Source organism: Brucella pseudogrignonensis, assembly GCF_002252525.1.
GTDB classification, from domain to species: Bacteria; Pseudomonadota; Alphaproteobacteria; order Rhizobiales; family Rhizobiaceae; genus Brucella; species Brucella pseudogrignonensis.
In genome coordinates, this window is sequence record NZ_NNRM01000039.1 from 63136 (window position 1) to 82718 (window position 19583).

Consider the following 19583-nt stretch of genomic DNA (forward strand, 5'->3'; position numbering starts at 1 on the left):
AGGATTTTCGGGCATCAAGTATCCTGTCGGGATAACCGGCACATTGTCGGAATGAACCGGCATATGTCCGGTGACGAACAGGATGATGATGCGTGAACTTGATGCGAAAGATCGTGAAATACTGGCAATCCTGTCAAAGGAAGCGCGTATCGCGCTGAAAACGCTGGCTGGGCGTATTGGATTGTCGCGAAGTGCCACGAGCGAACGCGTCACCAATCTCGAGCGAAGCGGCGTCATCAGAGGATACCGGGCGGATATCGGTGAGATCGATGCAAATGTCATTCGAGCGGCATTGTTGATCAACCTGCGCCGAACGCCAGCCCATGAATTGCTCGATATCCTGGCCCGTCATCCAGAGGTGCGACGCGTTTCGTCAGTGAGCGGTCAGCTTGACCTTATCGTTGAACTTGAAACCGGCTCGATTGACGGTCTTAATCGGGTGCGCGATCTGATTGCAGGCCACGCTATCGTTGAGGACCTCACAACAGCGATCGTTTTACGCCGTGATATTGATCGTGAGCTCAGTTAGCTTCCAAATCTAACGCCGGACGTGGCCAAATCCCTTGAATGCCACCGAAAATGACGTTATATTGCGTCAAAATAAATGGCTTTGTTTCAAGGGGTCTGTATATGGGACTCGCACAATATTCAGATAATGGTCTGTTTGCACCGCGCAAAATCGCAGATACGCTGCGTACGACAAGTGATGAAGTCGCACGCTCCGCAGGTTTGGGTCGCGATGCTGTGCAACGCAAAGACCGCGTGCAATCCGACAAAACACAAAAACGACTGCGGGAAATGGTAGAAATCCTGAACAAGGTCGAACCACGTTTCGGTTCGGCACTCATGGCTTATGCCTGGTATCGTTCCGAACCATTGGCCGGTTTTTCTGGCCAAACGGCTATGCAATTGGTTCTCACCGGAAGAGCAAGTGAGGTTCTCGACTATATCGATGCCGTTGATGCCGGAGTTCATGCCTAACCGTGTCGCTTGTTTATCGTGACAAACTCTATCGGGCATTAAATCCAGTTTATGCGCGCGACCCCCTTTCTGGGCGCGGCGCCGCGCTTTTTGGAGGCCGTTTCAACCCAAAAGGCATTCCGGCGCTTTATTCCTCTGTCAGTATAATGACCGCGCTTCGTGAAGCTAACCAGGTTGGCAGCCTGCAACCCACAACACTCGTCGCCTATGAGGCAGATATCGATACTTTATTCGATTGCCGCGATGAATCTGCATTAAAGAAGATGGGACTGGATGCGTTATTGCTCAGCAACCATGGCTGGCGCGATCAAATGCGTTTGAAGGGAGAGGCAACATCGCAAATTTTTGCGCGGCGCCTCATCGCTGCAGGCTATAACGGCTTGTTGGTGCGGAGCTTTGCTAACGGCGCAGGCCTGGATGATCTCAATGTCGTGTTGTGGCGGTGGGGCTCATCAGCGCCTTCCCGCCTTGTCCTGATCGATGATGAGAACAGGCTGTCCCGATAAAGTTTGCCGTTTCAATACCACGCTGCTCGTTTAAGCTACGGCTCGATTGCAAGCACGCTTCCAGGATTCATTTGCCGATCAGGATCAATAAGATCGCGAAGAGATTGCATCAAAGTCATCCGAACAGGGTCCGAGCGGGTCGCGAGTTCTTTGACGAGTTTTCGACCAATCCCGTGTTCTGCCGAAAACGTACCATTCAGTTCATCGACGACATCATGGACGCGCTTCATAATCTCTGTGGTGACCGCAGTGTGATCCTCAATGCAGGACCACTGCTGATGGGTGAAGTGCGCAATGAAATGAATGTTTCCATCCCCGATATGCGAAACAATGAGAATCTCTGCCTGGGGATAGATTTCATGCACCGCTGCACTCGCCCGCTTGATCAGATCAGGAACAAGCGTCGTTCGAACCGCGATATCATGCGAGAGACTATGGCCATGCAGCTTGTTGGCTTCCGAAACGGAATGTCTTAAATGCCAGATGTCTTCAGCCTGGGCCTGGCTCTGTGCGATGAAGGCATCGACAACCAGTCCAGCTTCGAACTGCTCGGATAGCCACTCTTCGAGTGCTTGATGCAACTGGGCTGTTGTGTCTGCACTGCCGAGCTCCACCAGCAATGACCATTCCGGGCGGCTGTCCAGCGGATGTCTTGCACGAGGGATATGCTGAAGAACCAGATCAACCTGATTGCCTGACAAAAGCTCTGCCGCCTGCACCGCCGTATCAAAGCGATCCTGCAGCCCCATCAACAGGGTCACAGCAGCGTCAAGATCGGGAAGCGCGATCCAGGCATGACCCGCAGAACGCAACATTGGCTGCAAACGCAACGCCGTCGCGGTGATAATACCCAGAGTCCCTTCGGCACCAATGAACAGGTTTTTCAGATCATAGCCCGTGTTGTTTTTGCGAAGCGCCTGCAAATCACTCAAAATGCGACCATCCGGTAACACGACTTCAATGCCGCAAATAAGATCACGAATTGGGCCATAGCGAAGCGCGCTGGTCCCCCCTGCGTTGGTGGAGGCAAGGCCGCCCAATTGAGCGCTCCCCTCACTGCCAAGATGCAATGGAATGCGGCGGTCTAAGGCTGCAACGGCATCATGAGCCGCAGTCAGTGTCAAACCGGCATCGGCGACAATGACATTTGACGCTTTGTCGATCTCGCGGATCGCATCCAAGCGACGCAAAGCCATGACAATTGTGCGCTCTGACCCCGATGGCACCGCGCCCTGACACAACCCGGTATTTCCCCCCTGCGGAACAATCTTGCAGGCGTGTTTAGCAGAGAGCTTCATCAGGGCTGAGACCTCAGCGGTCGTTGCAGGCAAGACAACTGCCAGTGCTTCGCCCTTTTCATAGCCGCGCCAGTCCGTCAGATAAGGTTCCTTGTCATGGGCTTCTGTCAGCACATATTGGCTTCCAATCGCCTGGCGAAGGTCGTGCAGGAAAACATCGTTGCAGCTTGGCTTGGACAGCATTTTCTTACCTGTGAATTCTAAAGAAAATTGGGGCATTTCCGATGAGAACGCGTTTTGATCTGTTTGGATCAGATCGGCGCTCTCACTCTCTTTTTGCCTATGTATCTTTGTCTGATCGAAGGGAGATCAGACTTCTCTCAATGCGCTCTCAATGATCCACTCGGCCTGACCAAGTGCCGAGATATCCTCAGCACCTGAAAACGCCAGGAACAAGCGAAGTTCATCCCTGAATTGCTCGATTATCTCCACCACACCCTGAACGCCACTTGCCGCCAATCCATAAAGCGGCCCACGCCCCAGGAAGACACCGTCAGCGCCCGCAGCCAAAAGTTTCGCTGCGTCCGAACCACGCCTCACACCGCTATCAGCAAAAAGCGTCTTGTCGGGGCCGACCGCCTCTCGTATCCGTGGCAACACATCCAGCGGTCGAACGGCACTGTCAAGATTGCGACCGCCATGCGTCGATACCACCACGCCATCGCAGCCTGAATTGAAAATCTCGACTGCATCGGCGGCACAAAGTACCCCCTTGATGAGCAGTTTGTGCGGCCAGCGCTGACGTAGTTCCTTGAGAAAGTCCTGATCAAGAACCGTGTCGAGTGCAAAGCGTGGATTGCGAATGGAACTGGTGACAGCCTTGGCAACATCGCCAGGATAATGCGCATAGGACGGAAATCCGTTACGCATCACATAGCTTCCCATGACACCCAATGTCCAACGCGGATGCAGCATAAGGTCCAGGGCAAGCGTTATCGAGGGCTCTAGTGGAACGCCAAATCCATTGCGGCGGTTATGAATTTTTTTCGGCGAGGCGGGCGTATCAACAGTCAGAACCAATGTTTCAACACCACAGGCTCTGGCGCGTTCCAGGAGTTTCCATGTTTCAGAACGGTCGCGCCAAACATAAAGCTGAAACCACAATTCACTGTCAGGAGCGTTTGCCGAGATCTGTTCGATACTTGTTGATGATTGCGTTGCCACGACAAAGGGTAGGCCTGCCTGCTGCGCCGCACGCGCCATCAACACTTCTCCATCATGGCGCACCATTCCAGCGAGTGCAGTTGGCGCAATCACAAAAGGACATTTGTGCGTAGCACCCAGATATTGCACCGAAACATCCGGCGCTGAGACCGAGCGCAAGACACGGGGCACGATCCGGCGGGTGGCAAAGCCATGATGCAGCGCTTGCAATGCCGTTTCCGCCTCCGTTCCGCGATCGATATAATCAAACAGAGCGAGGGGAAGAAAGCGTTTCGCCTGTTCCCGCGCCTCTGCATAATCTAGAAATTGCGCCCCGCCTGCCATGGTTTAAGCGATCCCCTGGACCCGCAAACCCTCAATGGCCTCATTGATGAGTTGCTGTGTCGCCGTGCTCGGGGCTTTCAACGGCAATGACACCGGCCCAACCGGCAGTCCCAGATGCGCCATCATGGTTTTGAGCGGGCCCGGATTGACCTCATTGAACAGTGCAGCAAAGCTCGGCAGAAGCTTTTGATGCAGTGCGATCCCCTCAGCAAGCCTGCCTGAGGCAAGTGTATCGTGGATCTGGGTCCAATAGGCCGGCAACATCGGTGCGCTGGCCAGAATACCACCCGTTGCCCCATGCATGATATGGATCGCGTACATCATGTCGTCGCCAGACAAAAGCGCAATACGACCGCCGATTGCCGCCGAAAGACGTTGGAAGTAATAGGCATCCGTATTGCAGATCTTGGCACCGATAATGGTGCCGTCCTCACCTAAGGTCTTTAGCGTATCGACTGCCGTGACAAAGCTGGTGCGCGCCGGAACGTCATAATAGACAAGCGGCAAATCGACCGTGCTGCGGTAGGTGCGGAAATAATCAATCACACCTTGCTGGCTCGGTATCACATAAAAAGGCGTCACCAGAAGCAAGGCGTCGGCACCGACCTCCTTAAAAGCTTGTCCATGTTCAACTGCCTCTGCCCAGCCTGGAGAAACAACGCCGGCAACCACCGGAACGCGGCCGTTGACGATCCGCACTGTTTCGCGAACCATCGCGACACGCGTCTGCATTGAAAGCGCGGTAAACTCTCCGGTACCACCGACCGGTGCCAGGCCCTTTGCGCCACCGGCAAGATTGGCCTCGATAAGGGTTTTAAGCGCTGCAACATCAAGCGCACCGTCTGCGGTCAATGGTGTCGGAATGGCGGGAAACATGCCCACGAGATCAAAATGCTTCATTGTCGATGATCCACCGTCTGGTCAGATGATTAATGCTCAACCTTGGAAAGGAAACTCTTGAGACGTTCGGTTTCGGGGTGCTTGAGGACACGGTCAGGTGCCCCGGTTTCCACAACATGCCCGGCCTCCATGAAAATGACCTTGGATGCGACATTGCGGGCAAAGCTCATCTCATGGGTCACCACAATCATCGTGGTTCCCTCCGCAGCCAGCCCCTGCATCACGTCGAGAACCTCGCCGACCAGTTCCGGATCGAGCGCTGATGTCGGCTCGTCAAAAAGCATCACCTCCGGCTCCAGTGCCAGAGCACGAGCGATCGCCACACGCTGCGCCTGACCACCCGAAATCTGGCGCGGATAAAGATCAACCTTGTCTGACAATCCCACCCGCTTGAGCAGTTTGAGTGCCAGGTCGCGCGCCTCGTCCTTGCTCTTGAGTTTGTTGAGCAATGGGCCTGACATGACGTTCTGCAGCACCGTCATATGGGGAAAAAGATTGAAGCCTTGAAACACCATCCCCGTCTTCATACGGAAATGCGCTTTCACCCGCTCCGGATATTTGCTGTTTGGATTGAATTCAAGGCGGTTGCCGGCCACCTCGATCAGGCCCTCCGTCGGTTGTTCAAGCAGATCAAGACAACGAAGCAGGGTTGATTTCCCGCAGCCCGACGGGCCGATGAGCACTGCGACATCGCCGCGCTCCACGACAAGGTCGATACCGCGCAGCACCTCATGCGTGCCAAATGTCTTGCGCAGATTCTGAACTCTGATCATCGCAGCCACCTTCAATGTTTGATTTCGAAACGGTTCGCAATCAGCGTCACAGGTGTGAGGATCGCCAGATAGAGCAGCGCCGCAAAGGTGTAGACTTCAAGCGGGCGGTAGGTTTCCATCGTCAGGCTGCCAGCCGCATACATAAGGTCGGGAACAGCAACGACCGAAAGAAGCGATGTGTTTTTCAGCTGCAAAATGGTCTGACTGACAATCGGGGGGATCATGCGTCGTGTTGCTTGCGGCAAAATGATATGACGCATTTTGGTAAAGTACGAGAACCCCAAGACAGTCGAAGCTTCCCACTGGCCCCGGTCGATGGAAATGACACCGGCTCGAAATATCTCCGCCGAAAATGCCGCCATATACAAGGTCAAGCCGAGCCCTGCCGCAAACCAGTCCGGCAAAGTATAGCCGGTCAGCATCGGCAGCGCGTAAAAGAACCAGACAATCTGCACCAAGAGCGGCGTGCAACGAAACAAATGGATATAGGCGTTGATGAGCAAGGTCAGCACCGGAATCCGCGCCACCAGAGCGAGCCCCAGAAACACGCCGATCAACAGACCAGCCAAGGAGGTGACGGCTGCATAGGCGACCGTCACACCGATCGCATTGAGCCACAATTGTCCGTCCTGAATAACGGACCAGTCAAATTGATACATCCGAATGCACTCCCATTTTTGCGGCGGCACCCTATCCGGATCAGGCAGCCTCTTTCTGGCAGCTAGCTTGATTCGAGATAACCACCAAGGTTTTTTACACAAAAATACCTTTTTAATCGTTCTGCGATTACATTTAATCGCTGTGAAATTTTTTTTTATCAATATTTGCTTTTTCTTGCTGTTTTAGCGAGAAGAAGCGCTGCGAAATGATTTTTCCCTTGTCGCGGAACACGCAATGACCACAAGGTGGATCTGGTCTTATCAAGTCCTCCACAGAAGGGCAGTTGAAGGGAATGAATACAATGATGAAAACACTCACCGCAGCGCTTTTGAGCTTCGTCGGCATCACAATCGCCGCACCGGCGAACGCCGAATCCGTATGGGACAAGATCGAGCGGACCGGAGAAGTTGTGTGCGGCGGGGTCAGAAACTATCCGCCCACCTCGTTCCACGTCGGCGGCGAACTCGAATATGCTGGCTATGGTCCGCGGGTCTGTCGTCAGATGGCAGCCGATCTGGGCAAGGCAATGGGCAAAGATCTCAAGCTGAAATGGCGTGAAGTGACCTGGCAGAGCATTGTGCTCGACCTTCAATCGGGTCGTCTCGACATCTTTCCCGGTATGACCGCAACCGAAGAACGCAAGAAAGCGCTCGCGATGGCTGGCCCGGTCTGGCAGATGTCCGACTGCGTGATCGGTGCCAAAGGCAAGGAACCGATGAAAACATGGGCCGAGTATAATTCTCCCAATGTCACCTTTGCCATGGTGACCGGCGCAGCACAAACCGCCTTCATCAAGAAAAACATGCCTGACGCCAAGATCATGAGCCTGAAGGAGATGAGCGAAGCCATCATGGCCGTGCAGTCAGGTCGGGCAGACTATATGCTGCAGGAACTTCCAATCTGCATGAAGACCTTCGAAAGCGCGCGCGGCGCGTTCTCAAGCTACACCTTGCCAGAACCCGTCCACGGCATTCCAGTCTCCGCCGCAACCCGCAAGGACGAGGATGGCCGCGTTCAGCAATTCCTGCAAACATGGGCTGACGAGAACCGCAGCAAGCAAACAATCGTGCCCCTGCTTCTCGAAGGTTTCAAAGATGCGGGCATGGATGTCACAACGCTCCAGAACATCCGTTTCTGACACCATCACGGAAGGTGCCGCAGCGCGGCATCTTCCTGATTGCCGCATCCTGCAGCTTTTGATTGTGGAGACGCCAAAAAAGTCTCTTCGCTCTTCAGGAACACAGGGTAAAAGATTGACGTGAGAATGGCATCGGCAATGCCATCGCAGCCAGAGGACAGGCATGTATGGGACTGACCGAAGACGAGCATGATGACCCGATGATGGTCCGGGCGGTCGAAAAGGCCTTCCGTGTTCTGGAAGCGTTCGACCCACTGCATCCGCGCCAGACGTTGACCCAACTCGCGCAAAGAGCAGGAATCGATCGCTCCGCCGCGCAGCGCTTTGCCCATACGCTGCTGCATCTGGGCTATCTCCAAAAGGTACCCGGCAGCAAGACCTATGAGCTAGCAGCCAAGTCATTGAACATGGCCTATCGCTACACACGTTCAAGCCTGCTGGTGCAAAGAGCGCATCCCTATCTGCTTCATCTCAACCGCAGCACCGGTGAAACCATCTCGCTCACGCTGCTTGACGACACCGATATTATCTATCTCGCCCGCTATCTCTCTGCCAATACGCTCGACAATGATGTCATTGTCGGCAGCAGGCTTCCCGCCTATTGTTCGGCAGCCGGCCTGGTCTTTCTTGCCGGACTGGAAGATGCTAAAATTCACGATATTCTGGCGCGCAGTGACCTGCGTGCCTATACGCCGAAAACCGTCTTTGATCCCGAAAAGATCTGGCGACGCATCTCAGAGACAAGACAGCGCGGTTTTGCCATTGCCGAGGAACAGGTCTATACCAACGACATCGCGCTGGCAGCTCCCATCTATCTGCCGGACGGATACACAACCGCGGCGGCAGTCCTTGCTGCCTCCAATCTTCGCTACAATGAAGACACGCTCGTTCGGCAATTTGTGCCGATGATGATTTCGGCAACCCGCTCCGTCACCCAGATTCTGGCTTAGCTTCGGACGACTGCGCGGCAATCTCCACCCGGTTCTTGCCGTTCGACTTGGCTTGATAAAGCGCCCGATCCGCCTTGCGCAGAAGACTTTCGAAGCTCGATGAGGTCGCCCTTTTTTGAGCCACGCCGATCGATACTGTCACCGGCAATGCGTTCTCCCCTACTACGAACGGGCTCTCGGCGATGGTCCGACGGATGGCTTCTGTCGCGATCAGCGGCAATTCACTGTTGCGTTCGCCAAAGATGATGACAAATTCCTCGCCACCCGAGCGGGCAACAAAATCATCCGCCTGCATGCTCGCCTGCAGGCATGCTGCGACATGTTTGAGCACCTGATCACCGACCTCATGGCCATGATTGTCATTGATCCGCTTGAAGTCATCAATATCAAGGACAGCCACCACATGCGGCACCGGTAAATGCCTGACCCGCTCAAATCGCTCCGTCCCCACATCATTCAATGTCCGGCGATTGGGCAATCCGGTGAGATAATCCTTTGATGCGACGCGTTCCCAGCGACGACGCACCTGATCTGTACACATCAAAATGAAAGCCGTGGTACCGATAATCGGCAGGATAGCCAGAAATACCGGGGTGATGGTATTCATCCAGTTGCTGTTGTCCGCAATGTCGAGCTGTGCACCGGCCTCTGTTGCAATATAGAACAAAGCTCTCAGTGCTGTTAAAACCAACGCCGCACAGTAAAGCGAGATCAGCATGATGCGGCTGCGGGAACCATCACGGTGGCGCTTGTCGGCAAGCAGCCGGATACTGGCTGCCATCAGCCAGATCCAGACAACCGAAACCACCACGATCCGCGCCAGCGTGTCGGGAACAATGGCCAGAAAATACAGGAAAACCGCCATGCCAAGACCGAAGACAAGCCATGGAAACAGATTGCCGCCGAGATTCTGGAACGTTCTGATCGCCCGGTAATAAAGGCAGAGCCCTGCAAAAAGACAACTATTGGCGACCAGCACCGACAGGGTACGGGGCAGCCAGCCACCCACTGCAAAGGTCACGCAGCCCGCCGCAACGACAAGCGTCGCCCACACCCAGTTCATGGCAGCTGGGCGCAGCGAGACGGGGAAATCGCGGTTGATCGCACTGAGCATCGCGCCATTGGCAAGGATGATCATCGTGACGGTTAAATAAACAGATTTTGCGTCCACCCTGCCCCCTTGCCCTTCTCGTTTATTCAGACACGGCAAGCATGGCCGCAGCGCAACACTGTGCTGAGTGCCGCTCCATCTTGCACTTTGAAAACACCGTCACTTTCATATTGCCTGCAAGCAAAAGGGTAAAGCGGAATAGATTGGCACGGCCATTTCGGGCATTTGCAGCAGCCGCCGCCGCAAACACGGCCGTTAGAGAGTTATTCAGCTTTTATTCATCAAGTTTTCGCTAACAAAGTCGTGATCTTGCCGGAATTTGCGCTCAAGCAATGCGGATTAATAGCGCGAGACGGTCCGATATAAGCCGCTCGTCCGTCGGTCACATCGACGTCTGCCGTCCTTAAGGAGAGGGATTATGAAAATTCGTTCCAAGCTTCTCGCAACCGTAGTGCTGCCGGCACTCTCTGCCTCCATGATGATGCAGCCGGTCAACGCACAGCTGCTCAGCGAGCCGGCCATCCTGCTTGCGCAGGATAGCGGTGAGCAGGACTCAGACGCCGAAACGCTAAGGCAGCAACAGGCCGAAGAAATGCAGCGGGCAGCCGAGGAGGCTCAAAGGGAGGCAGCCGAACAGCAGCGCGCCGCAGAAGAAGAAACACGACGCAACGCTGAAGAACAACAGCGTGCAGCACAGCAAGAAGCGGACCGACAGGCCGAGCAACAGCAGCGCGCTGCTGAACAAGCGCAACGTGAAGCCGCAGAGCAGCAACGCGCGGCAGACGAACAAAATGCCATTGAAGAGGAAGCACGTCGCAAACAGGCTGAGGATGCGGCCCGTCAGGCCGCCCTGCAACAAAAAGCGGCCGAAGAACAGGCAAAACGTGAAGCCGAGCAGCAACAAAAAGCCGCTGATGAGCAAGCGCAGCGTCAGGCTGAAGAGCAAAGACAGGCAGAGGAGAAGGCTCGTCGCGAAGCGGCAGAACAGCAGCCGAGCATTGAGCAGCAAAAGACGATAGAGGACGAAGCCAAAAGAAAGGCACGCGAAGCGACAGAACCCGCACCCGCGCAGGACAATGCCCAACCCGCGCCAACACCGCAGGAACAGCCGCCCCAGGCCGATCCGCAGCCGCCTGTAGCGCCGCAACCCCAAGCGCAGCCACAAGCGCAACCACAAGCGCCTGAGCCGGATCCCGAACAACCCGCCGCGCGGCCACAACGATCTGACGCGCCCGCACTGCCCGACAATCCTCAGGCGCCCGCAGATACGGGCGCTCCGGCAAGCTCCGACACCGATAGCGGCGCCATGCCGCAAGAGCAACCTGAAGGTGAGAAGCCGCAAGTTGTGCCGCCGGAAAATGCCGCACAGAATCCGCCTTCTGAAATCATCGACGAACGCACGCCGGAACTCAAGGAGCAGATTGCTCGCGATCCAGCCAGCACGGACGAGACCGTCGTGCTGCCGGTCGAAAACGGGGCTGCCATTCTCGATAGCGACAAAGATGCTGACAATTTCGGCGGTAAACAATCGCGGGAAGAGCGCCGCAAATTGCGGGAGCAGCAGCGTGCGACAGAGGAGCAGAAGCTGCCGCCCCCAGTTGATGACGCTGCAGCTCAGGTCGAAATTCCAGATAATCTGAAGGCCGCACTACCGCAAAAAATTGAGGCAAACCTCAAAGAGGAAGGCACACGCGTCAAAGACGCGCCGGCTTTCATGGTTCCTGAGACGACAAACATCGTCAATAACACGGTCGTTAACAACACTGTCATCAACAACACGACAGTCAACAACACGACTATCAACGACAATGTGACGAATGTGAAGATCATCGAGCAGATCGATAACCGGGTCATTCTGGATGCCGGCGATCGCATCTTTGTGCGTGGCGATGATCGTCCTCGCCTGCGCCGCAATGCCGAGAACACCTATTATGATGAGCTGCCCCGTGGGCGCTTGCGCGAGACGATTGTGCGCCCTGGCGGGCATGAAATCGTAACGGTTTATGACCGTTATGGCGATATCCTGCAGCGCTCTCGCATTGACCGCGATGGAAATGAATATCTGATGATTTATGCGCCTGAGTATGACGATAGCCCGCGTGCGGCAATATTCGACGTCGGCTATGATCTGCCTCCGATGCGACTGACAATTCCGGTCAACGACTACATTATCGATGTGGCGCAGGATCCGGAGCGCGACTTCTACGACTTTTTGGCAATGCCACCTGTGGAGCGTGTTGAACGCGTCTATACCATCGATGAGGTGCGGCACTCCGCACGCCTGCGGGATAAAGTGCGCCGCATCGATCTCGATACAATCCATTTCGCCACCGGCAGTGCCGAGGTGTCCTTGTCACAGGCCAAGACACTGCGAAAGGTCGCCAATGCCATTCAAAAGGTCTTGGCCAAGGATCCTGGCGAAACCTTCTTCATTGAAGGCCATACAGATGCTGTCGGCTCTGATCGTTCCAACCTGGTTCTCTCAGATCGGCGCGCGGAATCGGTCGCAAACCTCCTGACCGAGGTTTACGACATCCCGGCAGAAAATCTGGTCACACAAGGTTATGGCGAGCGCTTTCTGAAAATCCGCACCCAGGCAGCGGAACAGGAAAACAGACGCGTGACGATCCGACGTGTCACACCGTTGGTTCGACCTGTCGCACAACGTTGATCATCGCATTTTCAGGGCCAGATCTCGTATCTGGCCTTTTTTTTTAGAAAGGGCGGAAATACGTCATTTGCCTGATAGATAATATGAGCAGAACTTCATATAGACTTTGTATAAACCCGGTAATGTTTGAATATGAAGAAACATCAGGCACAGGCAAACATTGGCTCGAGCGATCCGGCTAGGAATGAGAAGCCTGTTATTTTAATGTACTGGAGCGTGCCAGAAAGCACATTTTTACGGCGCGTTTGAATTAACTGAAGGAACTGGTTCGCAATGCAATCGATCTATGCGAGGAAATCTTGAATGGTGCGTCCGATCAATGCACCGACAACCGCAATGGGTGAAAGCAAGTATCGGTTCGAATGCGACTTCGCGCTTGAACCAGCCTTTCAAAAATTGGTTGATGAGGCCGAAAATGCCGGGTGGGATCGGTTACAGATCGCACTATCAGTTATCAACCTCTGTGAAGAGATTATTTATGGCCCTGAAAACCAGGAAGGGCACAGCTAGGCCGCACCCTTCTGACACCAATCTTAAAAATCAGTGCTTTCAATCAGCAAAAAACTGAACCTTCATCGTCGCAGGATCACCACCCTGTTTTGTGAAGAAAGGCAGCATTTCCTCAATCGGAAGGCGATGTGAAATGAGGCGCGCCATTTCACCTTTGTCCTTTTGAAGGATTTCAAGCGCCTGCGGAATATTGCGATTAAGCGAATGCGAACCAGCAACACGGATCTGACGCCGGAAGATTTCAAATGGCGGCACCGAGATACGCGCATCGGGCGCGCAGACGCCAAACACCAGCACCGTACCACCATCGGCCGTAAAGCTGACCATGCCTTCCACGACTTTCGCAATGCCCGTCGCGTCAGCCACAAAATCAAAGCTCTTCTTGCGGGCGTCAAGTTCAGCGGAGCCTGACACAACCGGCTCAAGGCCGAGGCTTTCACTAAAAGCCAGACGATGTTCGTTGATGTCCGCCACAGCGACTTTTTCAACGCCTTGCGCTTTGAGAGACAGCGCAAGCAGCAGACCGATTGGTCCTGCCCCGAAAACCAGTGCCGTTTCAGAGCCTTGCGGACCCGTTTTCAACCCCGCCGCGCCAAGCCCGTTGAGAACGCAGGCCAGCGGCTCAGCAAGGGCCGCGACATCAAATGGCAAGTTGCCAATCGGGTGAAGATGCTGCGCATGCACAAGGCTTTTATCGGCAAAGCCCCCATTATGGGTGACGCCATAGGCTTTCAGCTCAGCACATAGATTGGTCAGTCCCTTGCGGCAAGCCCGACAGTGACCGCAGGGAATATTCGGGTCGACGGCCACCCGATCGCCCGGCTTCACATTGGTCACGTCTTCCGCGACCGCAATCACCACACCTGCATATTCATGCCCCGGCACAAGCGGAAACGCGCTTGATCCATAACGGCCATGCAACACGTCGATATCGGTGTGGCACAGACCTGAAGCCTTGACATCAATCAAGGCATGTCCGGGCTTGAGCTCTGGGTCAGGGAGCTGGGCAAGCGCCGCGATCCCATGACCGGTAAAATAAATGGCTTTCATTTCTGCACCTAAAAATGGCTCAAGCCATCCAGTTTCCGCCATCGACACCAAATGTCTGGGCGAGGATGTAATTGCTTTCCGAAGAAGCCAGGAAAATCGCCATGCCGGTAATGTCTTCCGGGTCTGCAAAGCGGCCAATCGGAACAGACTTCGCAACTGAAGCCTTCTTTTCGCCCGGCTTCAAGCCCTCCCACTTGGCAAAATTCGCATCAACCACATCCCAATGCTCGCCATCCACGACGCCGGGTGCAATCGCATTGACCTGGATATTGTGTTTGACCAGTGCAAGGGCGGCCGATTGTGTAGCCGAGATGATTGCTGCTTTTGACAGACAATAAAGCGTCACCAGCCCCTCTCCGCGGCGCCCTGCCTGGCTTGCCATATTGATGATCTTGCCACCACGACCCCGCGCGATCATCACATTCGACACCGCTTTCATCATGAACAGCGGGCCTTTGAGGTTGATGCCAAGAACACGCTCATAGCTCTCTTCGGTAATGGCATTGATGGGCGCCATATCGAAAATCGCAGCATTATTGACCAGAATATCGATGCCACCATATTCCTTGTCGACTGCGGCCACCACCTTTTCAATATCTGCAAGGTTGGTGACATCAAGCTTCACCGCTGTCACCCCATCACCCAGGCTTTTCGCCGCTTCCTCTGCGCGTTCGATGTTGATATCGGCGATGATCACCCTGGCCCCCTCACGCGCATAGGCTTCAGCAAAGCCAAGACCAATACCGCGTGCAGCGCCTGTGATGAGGGCAACCTTATCTTTCAGTCTCATGAGAATTCTCCGGAAAATTATTGCGTGCAGTCAAAGCGCATCCCGCCAGTGCCAACAGGCCTTCGGACTGGATGCGCGGGATCGAAATCAGCGCATGACACGCTCTAACGATGCGTTTTCTTTTCAGACAACAGAAGCGGATGCCGCTCTCGACGCTCCAATGCCAGACCATCCGATTTGAAGAGATGTGCATCCGCTGGATTGAAACCAAGTCGGGCGGTCTCATGCGTGCGCGCCGTGCTGCTGCCACCGGCTTCAGCGACAATCAGCTCCTTGGCTGCAGAGTTCTGGACGTAAAGATAGGTCTCCCCGCCCAGCCGCTCCACCACCATGATTTCACCATCCAGAATGCCGTCATCCGCCGGATGAAGATGCTCCGGGCGAACCCCCAGAACCAGCGCGCCACCCGGTTCCATCCCAGCGGCCGTAACCGGAACCGTGACGGTATTGCCATTGCTCAGTTCAACCGTCACCCCGTCGCTGCCGGTGGACTTAACCTTCACATCGATGAAATTCATCGTCGGTGAGCCGATAAACCCGGCCACAAAGCGATTGACCGGATGATGATAAAGTTCGAGCGGCGACCCCATCTGTTCAACCCGGCCATCGCGCAGCACCACGATCTTGTCTGCGAGCGTCATCGCCTCGACCTGATCATGCGTCACATAGATCATGGTTGCGTTCAAACGGTCATGCAGACGCGCAAGCTCGATGCGCATCTGAACGCGCAACGCAGCATCGAGGTTGGACAATGGCTCATCAAACAGGAAGATTTTAGGCTCGCGCACCATTGCGCGGCCTATGGCAACACGCTGACGCTGACCACCGGAGAGCTGGCGCGGCTTGCGATCGAGAAGCTTGTCGAGCTGAAGCGTCCTTGCCACCTCCTCGACCTTGCGCTCGCGTTCGGTCTTGGACACCCCTGCAAGCTTGAGGGCAAAACCCATATTGTCGCGCACATTCATATGGGGATACAAAGCATAGGTCTGGAAAACCATCGCCAGGCCGCGTTCGTCAGGTGGCACATCATTGCAGTTTTGGCCGTCAATCGTCAGATCACCGCCGGTGATTTCCTCCAAGCCGGCGATCATCCGCAGCAGCGTTGATTTTCCCGAGCCGGACGGACCGACAAAGACCACGAATTCCCGGTCTTCAATATTGAGATCGACGCCCTGGATGACATCGACATTGCCATAGGATTTTGTCGCGTTATGAAAAGAAAGCGTAGCCATTTGGTTCCCTTTACTTCACGGCGCCGAAGGTGAGACCGCGCACCAGCTGGCGCTGCGTAATCCAACCAAAGACAAGAATTGGCGCGATGGCGAGCGTGGACGCCGCCGAGAGTTTTGCCCAGAAGAGCCCTTCCGGCGACGAAAAGGACGCAATGAACGCCGTCAGGGGCCCGGCTTGAGACGCCGTCAGATTGAGACTCCAGAAGGCTTCGTTCCAGCATAAAATGATGGAAAGCAGCGCGGTCGACGCAATGCCCGGCAGACTGAGCGGCAGCAACAGATAGCGGATCTGCTGTCCGACCTTGGCGCCATCCATGCGGCTGGCTTCCAGGATCTCGTGCGGCACCTCCTTGAAGAAGGAATAAAGCATCCAGACGACAATCGGCAGATTGGACAGCGTGAAGATGAGGATCAGACCGGTGCGGGTATCCAGCATGCCGCTGTCGCGCGCCAGAAGATAGATCGGCACCAGCACACCAACCGCGGGAAGCATCTTGGTCGACAGCATCCACAGCAGCAGATCCTTGGTGCGCTTTCCCGGAAAGAACGCCGCTGCATAAGCCGCAGGCACCGCGATGATCAGCGACAGAATGGTCGCGCCCAGGCTTTCAACCACGCTGTTCATCGCATAGCGGAGATAATCAGCCCGCTGATTGACCGCTGCAAAGTTTTCAAGCGTTGGCGAGAACAACAGCTTTGGCGGAGCCACCGCATCAATCTCGGTCTTAAACGCCGCCATCAGCATCCACAGGATCGGAAAGAACATCAGCAGCGCAACCACCCAGCCGATGATCCCGGCTGCGACAGTGGCCTTGTTGAATTTACGTCTTTTTTGAGCCATCGCAGCCTCCTAACTATCCAGGTTGCGCGCAACGGTGCGAATGAGAAAAAAGGCAACAATATTGGCAAGCACAATGGCAATGACGCCCGCCGCCGATGCTCCGCCAATGTCCCATTGCAACAGCGCTTTAAGATAGATGAAATAGGTCAGCGTCGTGGTGGCAATGCCAGGACCGCCCGAGGTGGTGACAAGAATTTCTGCGAAAATCGACAGAAGAAAGATCGTCTCGATCATGATGACAACGGAGATCGGACGCAGAAGATGCGGCAGAATGATGTAATAAAACATCGCCGGACCTTTCGCGCCATCCAGCCGCGCCGCCTCCATCTGCTCGCGATCGAGCGACTGCATGGCCGTCATCAGAATGAGCGTCGCAAATGGCACCCATTGCCAGGATACGATCATGATGATGGACGCCATCGGGAACTGCGAAAACCAGTCCACCACCGGCAGGCCAAGACTGCGCGAAATGAAGGCGAAGAAGCCATTGACCGGATGCATCAACAGGTTTTTCCAGATCAGGGCCGAGACGGTCGGCATCACGAAGAACGGCGCGATAACCAGCAGCCGCGCAATGTTCTTGCCAAAGAAATCCTGGTCAAAAATGACGGCAAACAACACGCCCAGGATGATGGATATTGCCAGCACAGATCCCAGCAGGATCAAAGTGTTGGCAATTGCCGACCACAGTCCGGGGTCGGAGAGGAGGAAAGCGTAATTCGAGACACCGGCAAAGCCTGTCACGAAGGGATTGATCAGATTGTAATATTGGAATGAAAACCACAGCGTCATCGCCAGTGGGACAATCATCCATAAAAGCAGCAGGATAACAGCAGGCGCAAGCAGAGGGCCGGTCCGAATGGTCCGGCGTGATCTGGATGCAAAACGAGACTTGGTGCCGGCAACGGCCACATTGCTAGATGGCATGAAATGCCCCTCCCTTCCCGTTCTTGCTCTCACTCCACCAAGAGCAGTGACGGTTAAGCGGCATCGTCGGGCCGCTCTTCGGTTGCCTTCTGAGCATTTTGGGAGGCAGAACCGTTTGACAATCCTGTTCCCCATGCTCATGAGCCTTGCGGTACAACGACCTGCCGCCCGATTTGAAGTCAAGCGGCAGGATCGGGGTGCGGGACCGGTTTACTTGATGTAACCGGCCTGCGTCATCATCTGCTCTGCCTGACGCTGGGCGCCATCAAGTGCGGCATCAACAGTTTGCTGACCCGCAACAGCCGAGGAGATCGCCTGACCGACAATGGTGCCGATCGCCTGAAATTCCGGGATCGCTACGAACTGGATCCCTGTATAGGGAACCGGGTCCTTGGTCGGCTTGGTTGGATCAGCAGACTCGATCGCCTTGAGAACGGTCTCGGCAAACGGCGCCGCCTTTTTATAGTTCTCATTGGCATAGGTCGATTGACGGGTGCCCGGGGGAACCGCGACCCAGCCTTCCTTCTCGCCGACCAGTTCGACATATTTCTTCGAGGTGGCCCATTTGAGGAACGACTTTGCCGCTTCCGCCTTGCTGGTCGAGGCCGGGATTGCAAGGTTCCATGACCATGCCCAGGCGGAACCGTTCGGCGTCACTTCAACGGGCGCCTTGGTAAAGGCGACCTTATCGGCAACCTGGCTCTGGGTCTTGTCATAGATGCGCCCAGCAGCAGAGGTCGCGTCAATCCACATCGCGCAATGTCCCGTCGAGAACAAAGCCTGGTTTTCGTTGAAACCATTGGAGGTAATTCCGGGAGGGCCTGCTTCCTTCATCAGATCAACGTAGAAATTGATCGCCTTCTTCCATTCATCCGAATTGATCTGTGGCTTCCATTGCTCGTCAAACCAGCGACCACCATAGGTGTTCACCAGCGTGCCAAGATAGGCCATGTTTTCGCCCCAGCCCGGCTTGCCACGCAGGCAGAGGCCATATTGTTCCTTCGACTTGTCGGTCAGCTTGGTGGCAAATTCCTTGATCTGCGCATAGGTCGGCGCCTCAGGCATGGTCAGACCAGCCGCTTCAAACAGATCCTTGCGGTAAAGGGTAAACGAGCTTTCAGCATAGAAGGGCACGGCGTAAAGCTTGTCATCCACGGTGAGACCCGCGCGCACCGGCTTGATCAGATCATCATAATCATAATCATCACCAAGATCGCCGACCTCAAGCAGCCAGCCTGCCTTGCCCCAGATCGGCGCCTCGTAGCCACCGATGGTCATGATATCGAACTGTCCACTCTTGGTGGCAATGTCGGTGGTCACGCGTTGACGCAACACGTTTTCTTCCAAAACCACCCAATTGAGCTTGTTGCCGGTTTCCTTCTCCCATTCCGACGACAGCTTCTGCATGATGATCATGTCAGCATTGTTGACTGTGGCGATGGTGAGTTCCTCAGCACTCGCCGCTCCACATCCAATGGCCAATATTGCCACCGATGCAATCAGTCCTGCACGATAAGATTTGGTTCGCATTTCGTCTCCTCCTTTACGAATGCATAGCAAATTTCTTACATGTGTAAAATTTATGAACAGTCCCATGCGGCTTGTCAAGCGAGGCTTTCTCTTGCCTGCCTTCTCACAATGCTAACAGCAAAAACGATGTTTCAATAAGAAAATTCTTGGAGGTGGCCTGGTTGAGAAATACGCCTTGAAAGACTGCATCCCGCGACACCATCAGATCAAGACATCCATAGAACCGA

At 54.9% G+C, this 19583-nt stretch carries 19 protein-coding genes; 7 read left to right on the plus strand and 12 right to left on the minus strand.

The window, feature by feature from the left end; translation table 11 throughout:
* The first annotated feature begins 88 nt into the window (after nucleotides 1-88).
* The 3 genes from CEV34_RS16460 to CEV34_RS16470 all read left to right on the plus strand — a co-directional run bounded on the left by CEV34_RS16460 (nucleotide 89) and on the right by CEV34_RS16470 (nucleotide 1487).
* On the plus strand, nucleotides 89-529 hold the full coding sequence (locus CEV34_RS16460) for an Lrp/AsnC family transcriptional regulator (protein WP_007881075.1): 441 nt from the start codon (nucleotides 89-91) through the stop codon (nucleotides 527-529).
* Nucleotides 530-630: 101 nt separating this feature from the next.
* The gene (locus CEV34_RS16465) at nucleotides 631-981 is read left to right on the plus strand and encodes an MbcA/ParS/Xre antitoxin family protein (RefSeq protein ID WP_007881076.1); all 351 of its coding nucleotides are present in this window, start codon (nucleotides 631-633) and stop codon (nucleotides 979-981) included.
* A 2-nt stretch (nucleotides 982-983) separates the two neighbouring features.
* Nucleotides 984-1487: an RES family NAD+ phosphorylase gene (locus tag CEV34_RS16470; protein WP_007881077.1), complete on the plus strand. Its 504-nt coding sequence runs from the start codon at nucleotides 984-986 to the stop codon at nucleotides 1485-1487.
* Between the two features lie 35 nt (nucleotides 1488-1522).
* Here CEV34_RS16470 and CEV34_RS16475 read toward each other — a convergent pair whose 3' ends face one another.
* The 5 genes from CEV34_RS16475 to CEV34_RS16495 all read right to left on the minus strand — a co-directional run bounded on the left by CEV34_RS16475 (nucleotide 1523) and on the right by CEV34_RS16495 (nucleotide 6605).
* Nucleotides 1523-2968 carry an FAD-binding oxidoreductase gene (locus CEV34_RS16475; protein WP_007881078.1) on the minus strand — a complete coding sequence of 482 codons (1446 nt, stop codon included), beginning with the start codon at nucleotides 2966-2968 and terminating at the stop codon, nucleotides 1523-1525.
* Between the two features lie 126 nt (nucleotides 2969-3094).
* Complete coding sequence (locus tag CEV34_RS16480) at nucleotides 3095-4273, minus strand: alpha-hydroxy acid oxidase (RefSeq protein ID WP_064323154.1); 1179 nt, start codon at nucleotides 4271-4273, stop codon at nucleotides 3095-3097.
* A gap of 3 nt (nucleotides 4274-4276) precedes the next feature.
* On the minus strand, nucleotides 4277-5173 hold the full coding sequence (locus tag CEV34_RS16485; protein ID WP_007881081.1) for a dihydrodipicolinate synthase family protein: 897 nt from the start codon (nucleotides 5171-5173) through the stop codon (nucleotides 4277-4279).
* Between the two features lie 29 nt (nucleotides 5174-5202).
* Nucleotides 5203-5946, minus strand: a complete 744-nt coding sequence (locus tag CEV34_RS16490) for an amino acid ABC transporter ATP-binding protein (protein WP_007881087.1) — start codon at nucleotides 5944-5946, stop codon at nucleotides 5203-5205.
* A gap of 11 nt (nucleotides 5947-5957) precedes the next feature.
* A complete protein-coding gene (locus CEV34_RS16495) occupies nucleotides 5958-6605 on the minus strand; it encodes an amino acid ABC transporter permease (RefSeq protein WP_007881092.1) in 648 nt (215 codons plus the stop codon).
* Between the two features lie 302 nt (nucleotides 6606-6907).
* Between CEV34_RS16495 and CEV34_RS16500 the strand changes: the two genes are divergently transcribed.
* Both CEV34_RS16500 and CEV34_RS16510 read left to right on the plus strand, forming a co-directional pair.
* The gene (locus CEV34_RS16500) at nucleotides 6908-7744 is read left to right on the plus strand and encodes a transporter substrate-binding domain-containing protein (RefSeq protein ID WP_007881093.1); all 837 of its coding nucleotides are present in this window, start codon (nucleotides 6908-6910) and stop codon (nucleotides 7742-7744) included.
* A gap of 167 nt (nucleotides 7745-7911) precedes the next feature.
* Nucleotides 7912-8694: an IclR family transcriptional regulator gene (locus tag CEV34_RS16510; protein WP_007881094.1), complete on the plus strand. Its 783-nt coding sequence runs from the start codon at nucleotides 7912-7914 to the stop codon at nucleotides 8692-8694.
* Here CEV34_RS16510 and CEV34_RS16515 read toward each other — a convergent pair.
* The gene (locus CEV34_RS16515; RefSeq protein WP_143853405.1) at nucleotides 8675-9865 is read right to left on the minus strand and encodes a GGDEF domain-containing protein; all 1191 of its coding nucleotides are present in this window, start codon (nucleotides 9863-9865) and stop codon (nucleotides 8675-8677) included. The two genes, CEV34_RS16510 and CEV34_RS16515, sit on opposite strands and share 20 nt — an antisense overlap.
* A gap of 358 nt (nucleotides 9866-10223) precedes the next feature.
* Here CEV34_RS16515 and CEV34_RS16520 point away from each other — a divergent pair, with 358 nt between their 5' ends.
* Complete coding sequence (locus CEV34_RS16520) at nucleotides 10224-12476, plus strand: OmpA family protein (protein ID WP_094544046.1); 2253 nt, start codon at nucleotides 10224-10226, stop codon at nucleotides 12474-12476.
* Nucleotides 12477-12779: 303 nt separating this feature from the next.
* Nucleotides 12780-12986, plus strand: coding sequence for a hypothetical protein (locus CEV34_RS16525; protein ID WP_007881103.1), 207 nt, complete (start codon nucleotides 12780-12782; stop codon nucleotides 12984-12986).
* Nucleotides 12987-13025: 39 nt separating this feature from the next.
* On the opposite strand, the gene CEV34_RS16530 is transcribed toward CEV34_RS16525, so the two are convergent.
* The 6 genes from CEV34_RS16530 to CEV34_RS16555 all read right to left on the minus strand — a co-directional run bounded on the left by CEV34_RS16530 (nucleotide 13026) and on the right by CEV34_RS16555 (nucleotide 19356).
* Entirely contained in the window at nucleotides 13026-14036 is a 1011-nt protein-coding gene (locus CEV34_RS16530) for a zinc-dependent alcohol dehydrogenase family protein (protein ID WP_039861166.1), read from the minus strand.
* Between the two features lie 19 nt (nucleotides 14037-14055).
* The gene (locus CEV34_RS16535; RefSeq protein ID WP_094544047.1) at nucleotides 14056-14826 is read right to left on the minus strand and encodes an L-iditol 2-dehydrogenase; all 771 of its coding nucleotides are present in this window, start codon (nucleotides 14824-14826) and stop codon (nucleotides 14056-14058) included.
* Between the two features lie 104 nt (nucleotides 14827-14930).
* On the minus strand, nucleotides 14931-16058 hold the full coding sequence (locus tag CEV34_RS16540) for an ABC transporter ATP-binding protein (RefSeq protein ID WP_064323147.1): 1128 nt from the start codon (nucleotides 16056-16058) through the stop codon (nucleotides 14931-14933).
* Nucleotides 16059-16068: 10 nt separating this feature from the next.
* Nucleotides 16069-16899: a carbohydrate ABC transporter permease gene (locus CEV34_RS16545; protein WP_007881128.1), complete on the minus strand. Its 831-nt coding sequence runs from the start codon at nucleotides 16897-16899 to the stop codon at nucleotides 16069-16071.
* Nucleotides 16900-16908: 9 nt separating this feature from the next.
* Nucleotides 16909-17826 carry a carbohydrate ABC transporter permease gene (locus CEV34_RS16550; protein ID WP_007881130.1) on the minus strand — a complete coding sequence of 306 codons (918 nt, stop codon included), beginning with the start codon at nucleotides 17824-17826 and terminating at the stop codon, nucleotides 16909-16911.
* A 210-nt stretch (nucleotides 17827-18036) separates the two neighbouring features.
* Nucleotides 18037-19356, minus strand: a complete 1320-nt coding sequence (locus CEV34_RS16555) for an ABC transporter substrate-binding protein (RefSeq protein ID WP_007881132.1) — start codon at nucleotides 19354-19356, stop codon at nucleotides 18037-18039.
* Nucleotides 19357-19583 lie beyond the last annotated feature (227 nt).

Excerpts from the sequence above, each read along its gene's own strand:
- CEV34_RS16460 (WP_007881075.1), top strand. The coding sequence starts at position 89 with ATGCGTGAACTTGATGCGAAAGATCGTGAAATACTGGCAATCCTGTCA.
- CEV34_RS16465 (WP_007881076.1), top strand. The coding sequence starts at position 631 with ATGGGACTCGCACAATATTCAGATAATGGTCTGTTTGCACCGCGCAAA.
- CEV34_RS16475 (WP_007881078.1), bottom strand. The coding sequence starts at position 2,968 with ATGCTGTCCAAGCCAAGCTGCAACGATGTTTTCCTGCACGACCTTCGC.
- CEV34_RS16480 (WP_064323154.1), bottom strand. The coding sequence starts at position 4,273 with ATGGCAGGCGGGGCGCAATTTCTAGATTATGCAGAGGCGCGGGAACAG.
- CEV34_RS16485 (WP_007881081.1), bottom strand. The coding sequence starts at position 5,173 with ATGAAGCATTTTGATCTCGTGGGCATGTTTCCCGCCATTCCGACACCA.
- CEV34_RS16490 (WP_007881087.1), bottom strand. The coding sequence starts at position 5,946 with ATGATCAGAGTTCAGAATCTGCGCAAGACATTTGGCACGCATGAGGTG.
- CEV34_RS16495 (WP_007881092.1), bottom strand. The coding sequence starts at position 6,605 with ATGTATCAATTTGACTGGTCCGTTATTCAGGACGGACAATTGTGGCTC.
- CEV34_RS16500 (WP_007881093.1), top strand. The coding sequence starts at position 6,908 with ATGATGAAAACACTCACCGCAGCGCTTTTGAGCTTCGTCGGCATCACA.
- CEV34_RS16510 (WP_007881094.1), top strand. The coding sequence starts at position 7,912 with ATGGGACTGACCGAAGACGAGCATGATGACCCGATGATGGTCCGGGCG.
- CEV34_RS16520 (WP_094544046.1), top strand. The coding sequence starts at position 10,224 with ATGAAAATTCGTTCCAAGCTTCTCGCAACCGTAGTGCTGCCGGCACTC.
- CEV34_RS16525 (WP_007881103.1), top strand. The coding sequence starts at position 12,780 with ATGGTGCGTCCGATCAATGCACCGACAACCGCAATGGGTGAAAGCAAG.
- CEV34_RS16530 (WP_039861166.1), bottom strand. The coding sequence starts at position 14,036 with ATGAAAGCCATTTATTTTACCGGTCATGGGATCGCGGCGCTTGCCCAG.
- CEV34_RS16535 (WP_094544047.1), bottom strand. The coding sequence starts at position 14,826 with ATGAGACTGAAAGATAAGGTTGCCCTCATCACAGGCGCTGCACGCGGT.
- CEV34_RS16540 (WP_064323147.1), bottom strand. The coding sequence starts at position 16,058 with ATGGCTACGCTTTCTTTTCATAACGCGACAAAATCCTATGGCAATGTC.
- CEV34_RS16545 (WP_007881128.1), bottom strand. The coding sequence starts at position 16,899 with ATGGCTCAAAAAAGACGTAAATTCAACAAGGCCACTGTCGCAGCCGGG.
- CEV34_RS16550 (WP_007881130.1), bottom strand. The coding sequence starts at position 17,826 with ATGCCATCTAGCAATGTGGCCGTTGCCGGCACCAAGTCTCGTTTTGCA.
- CEV34_RS16555 (WP_007881132.1), bottom strand. The coding sequence starts at position 19,356 with ATGCGAACCAAATCTTATCGTGCAGGACTGATTGCATCGGTGGCAATA.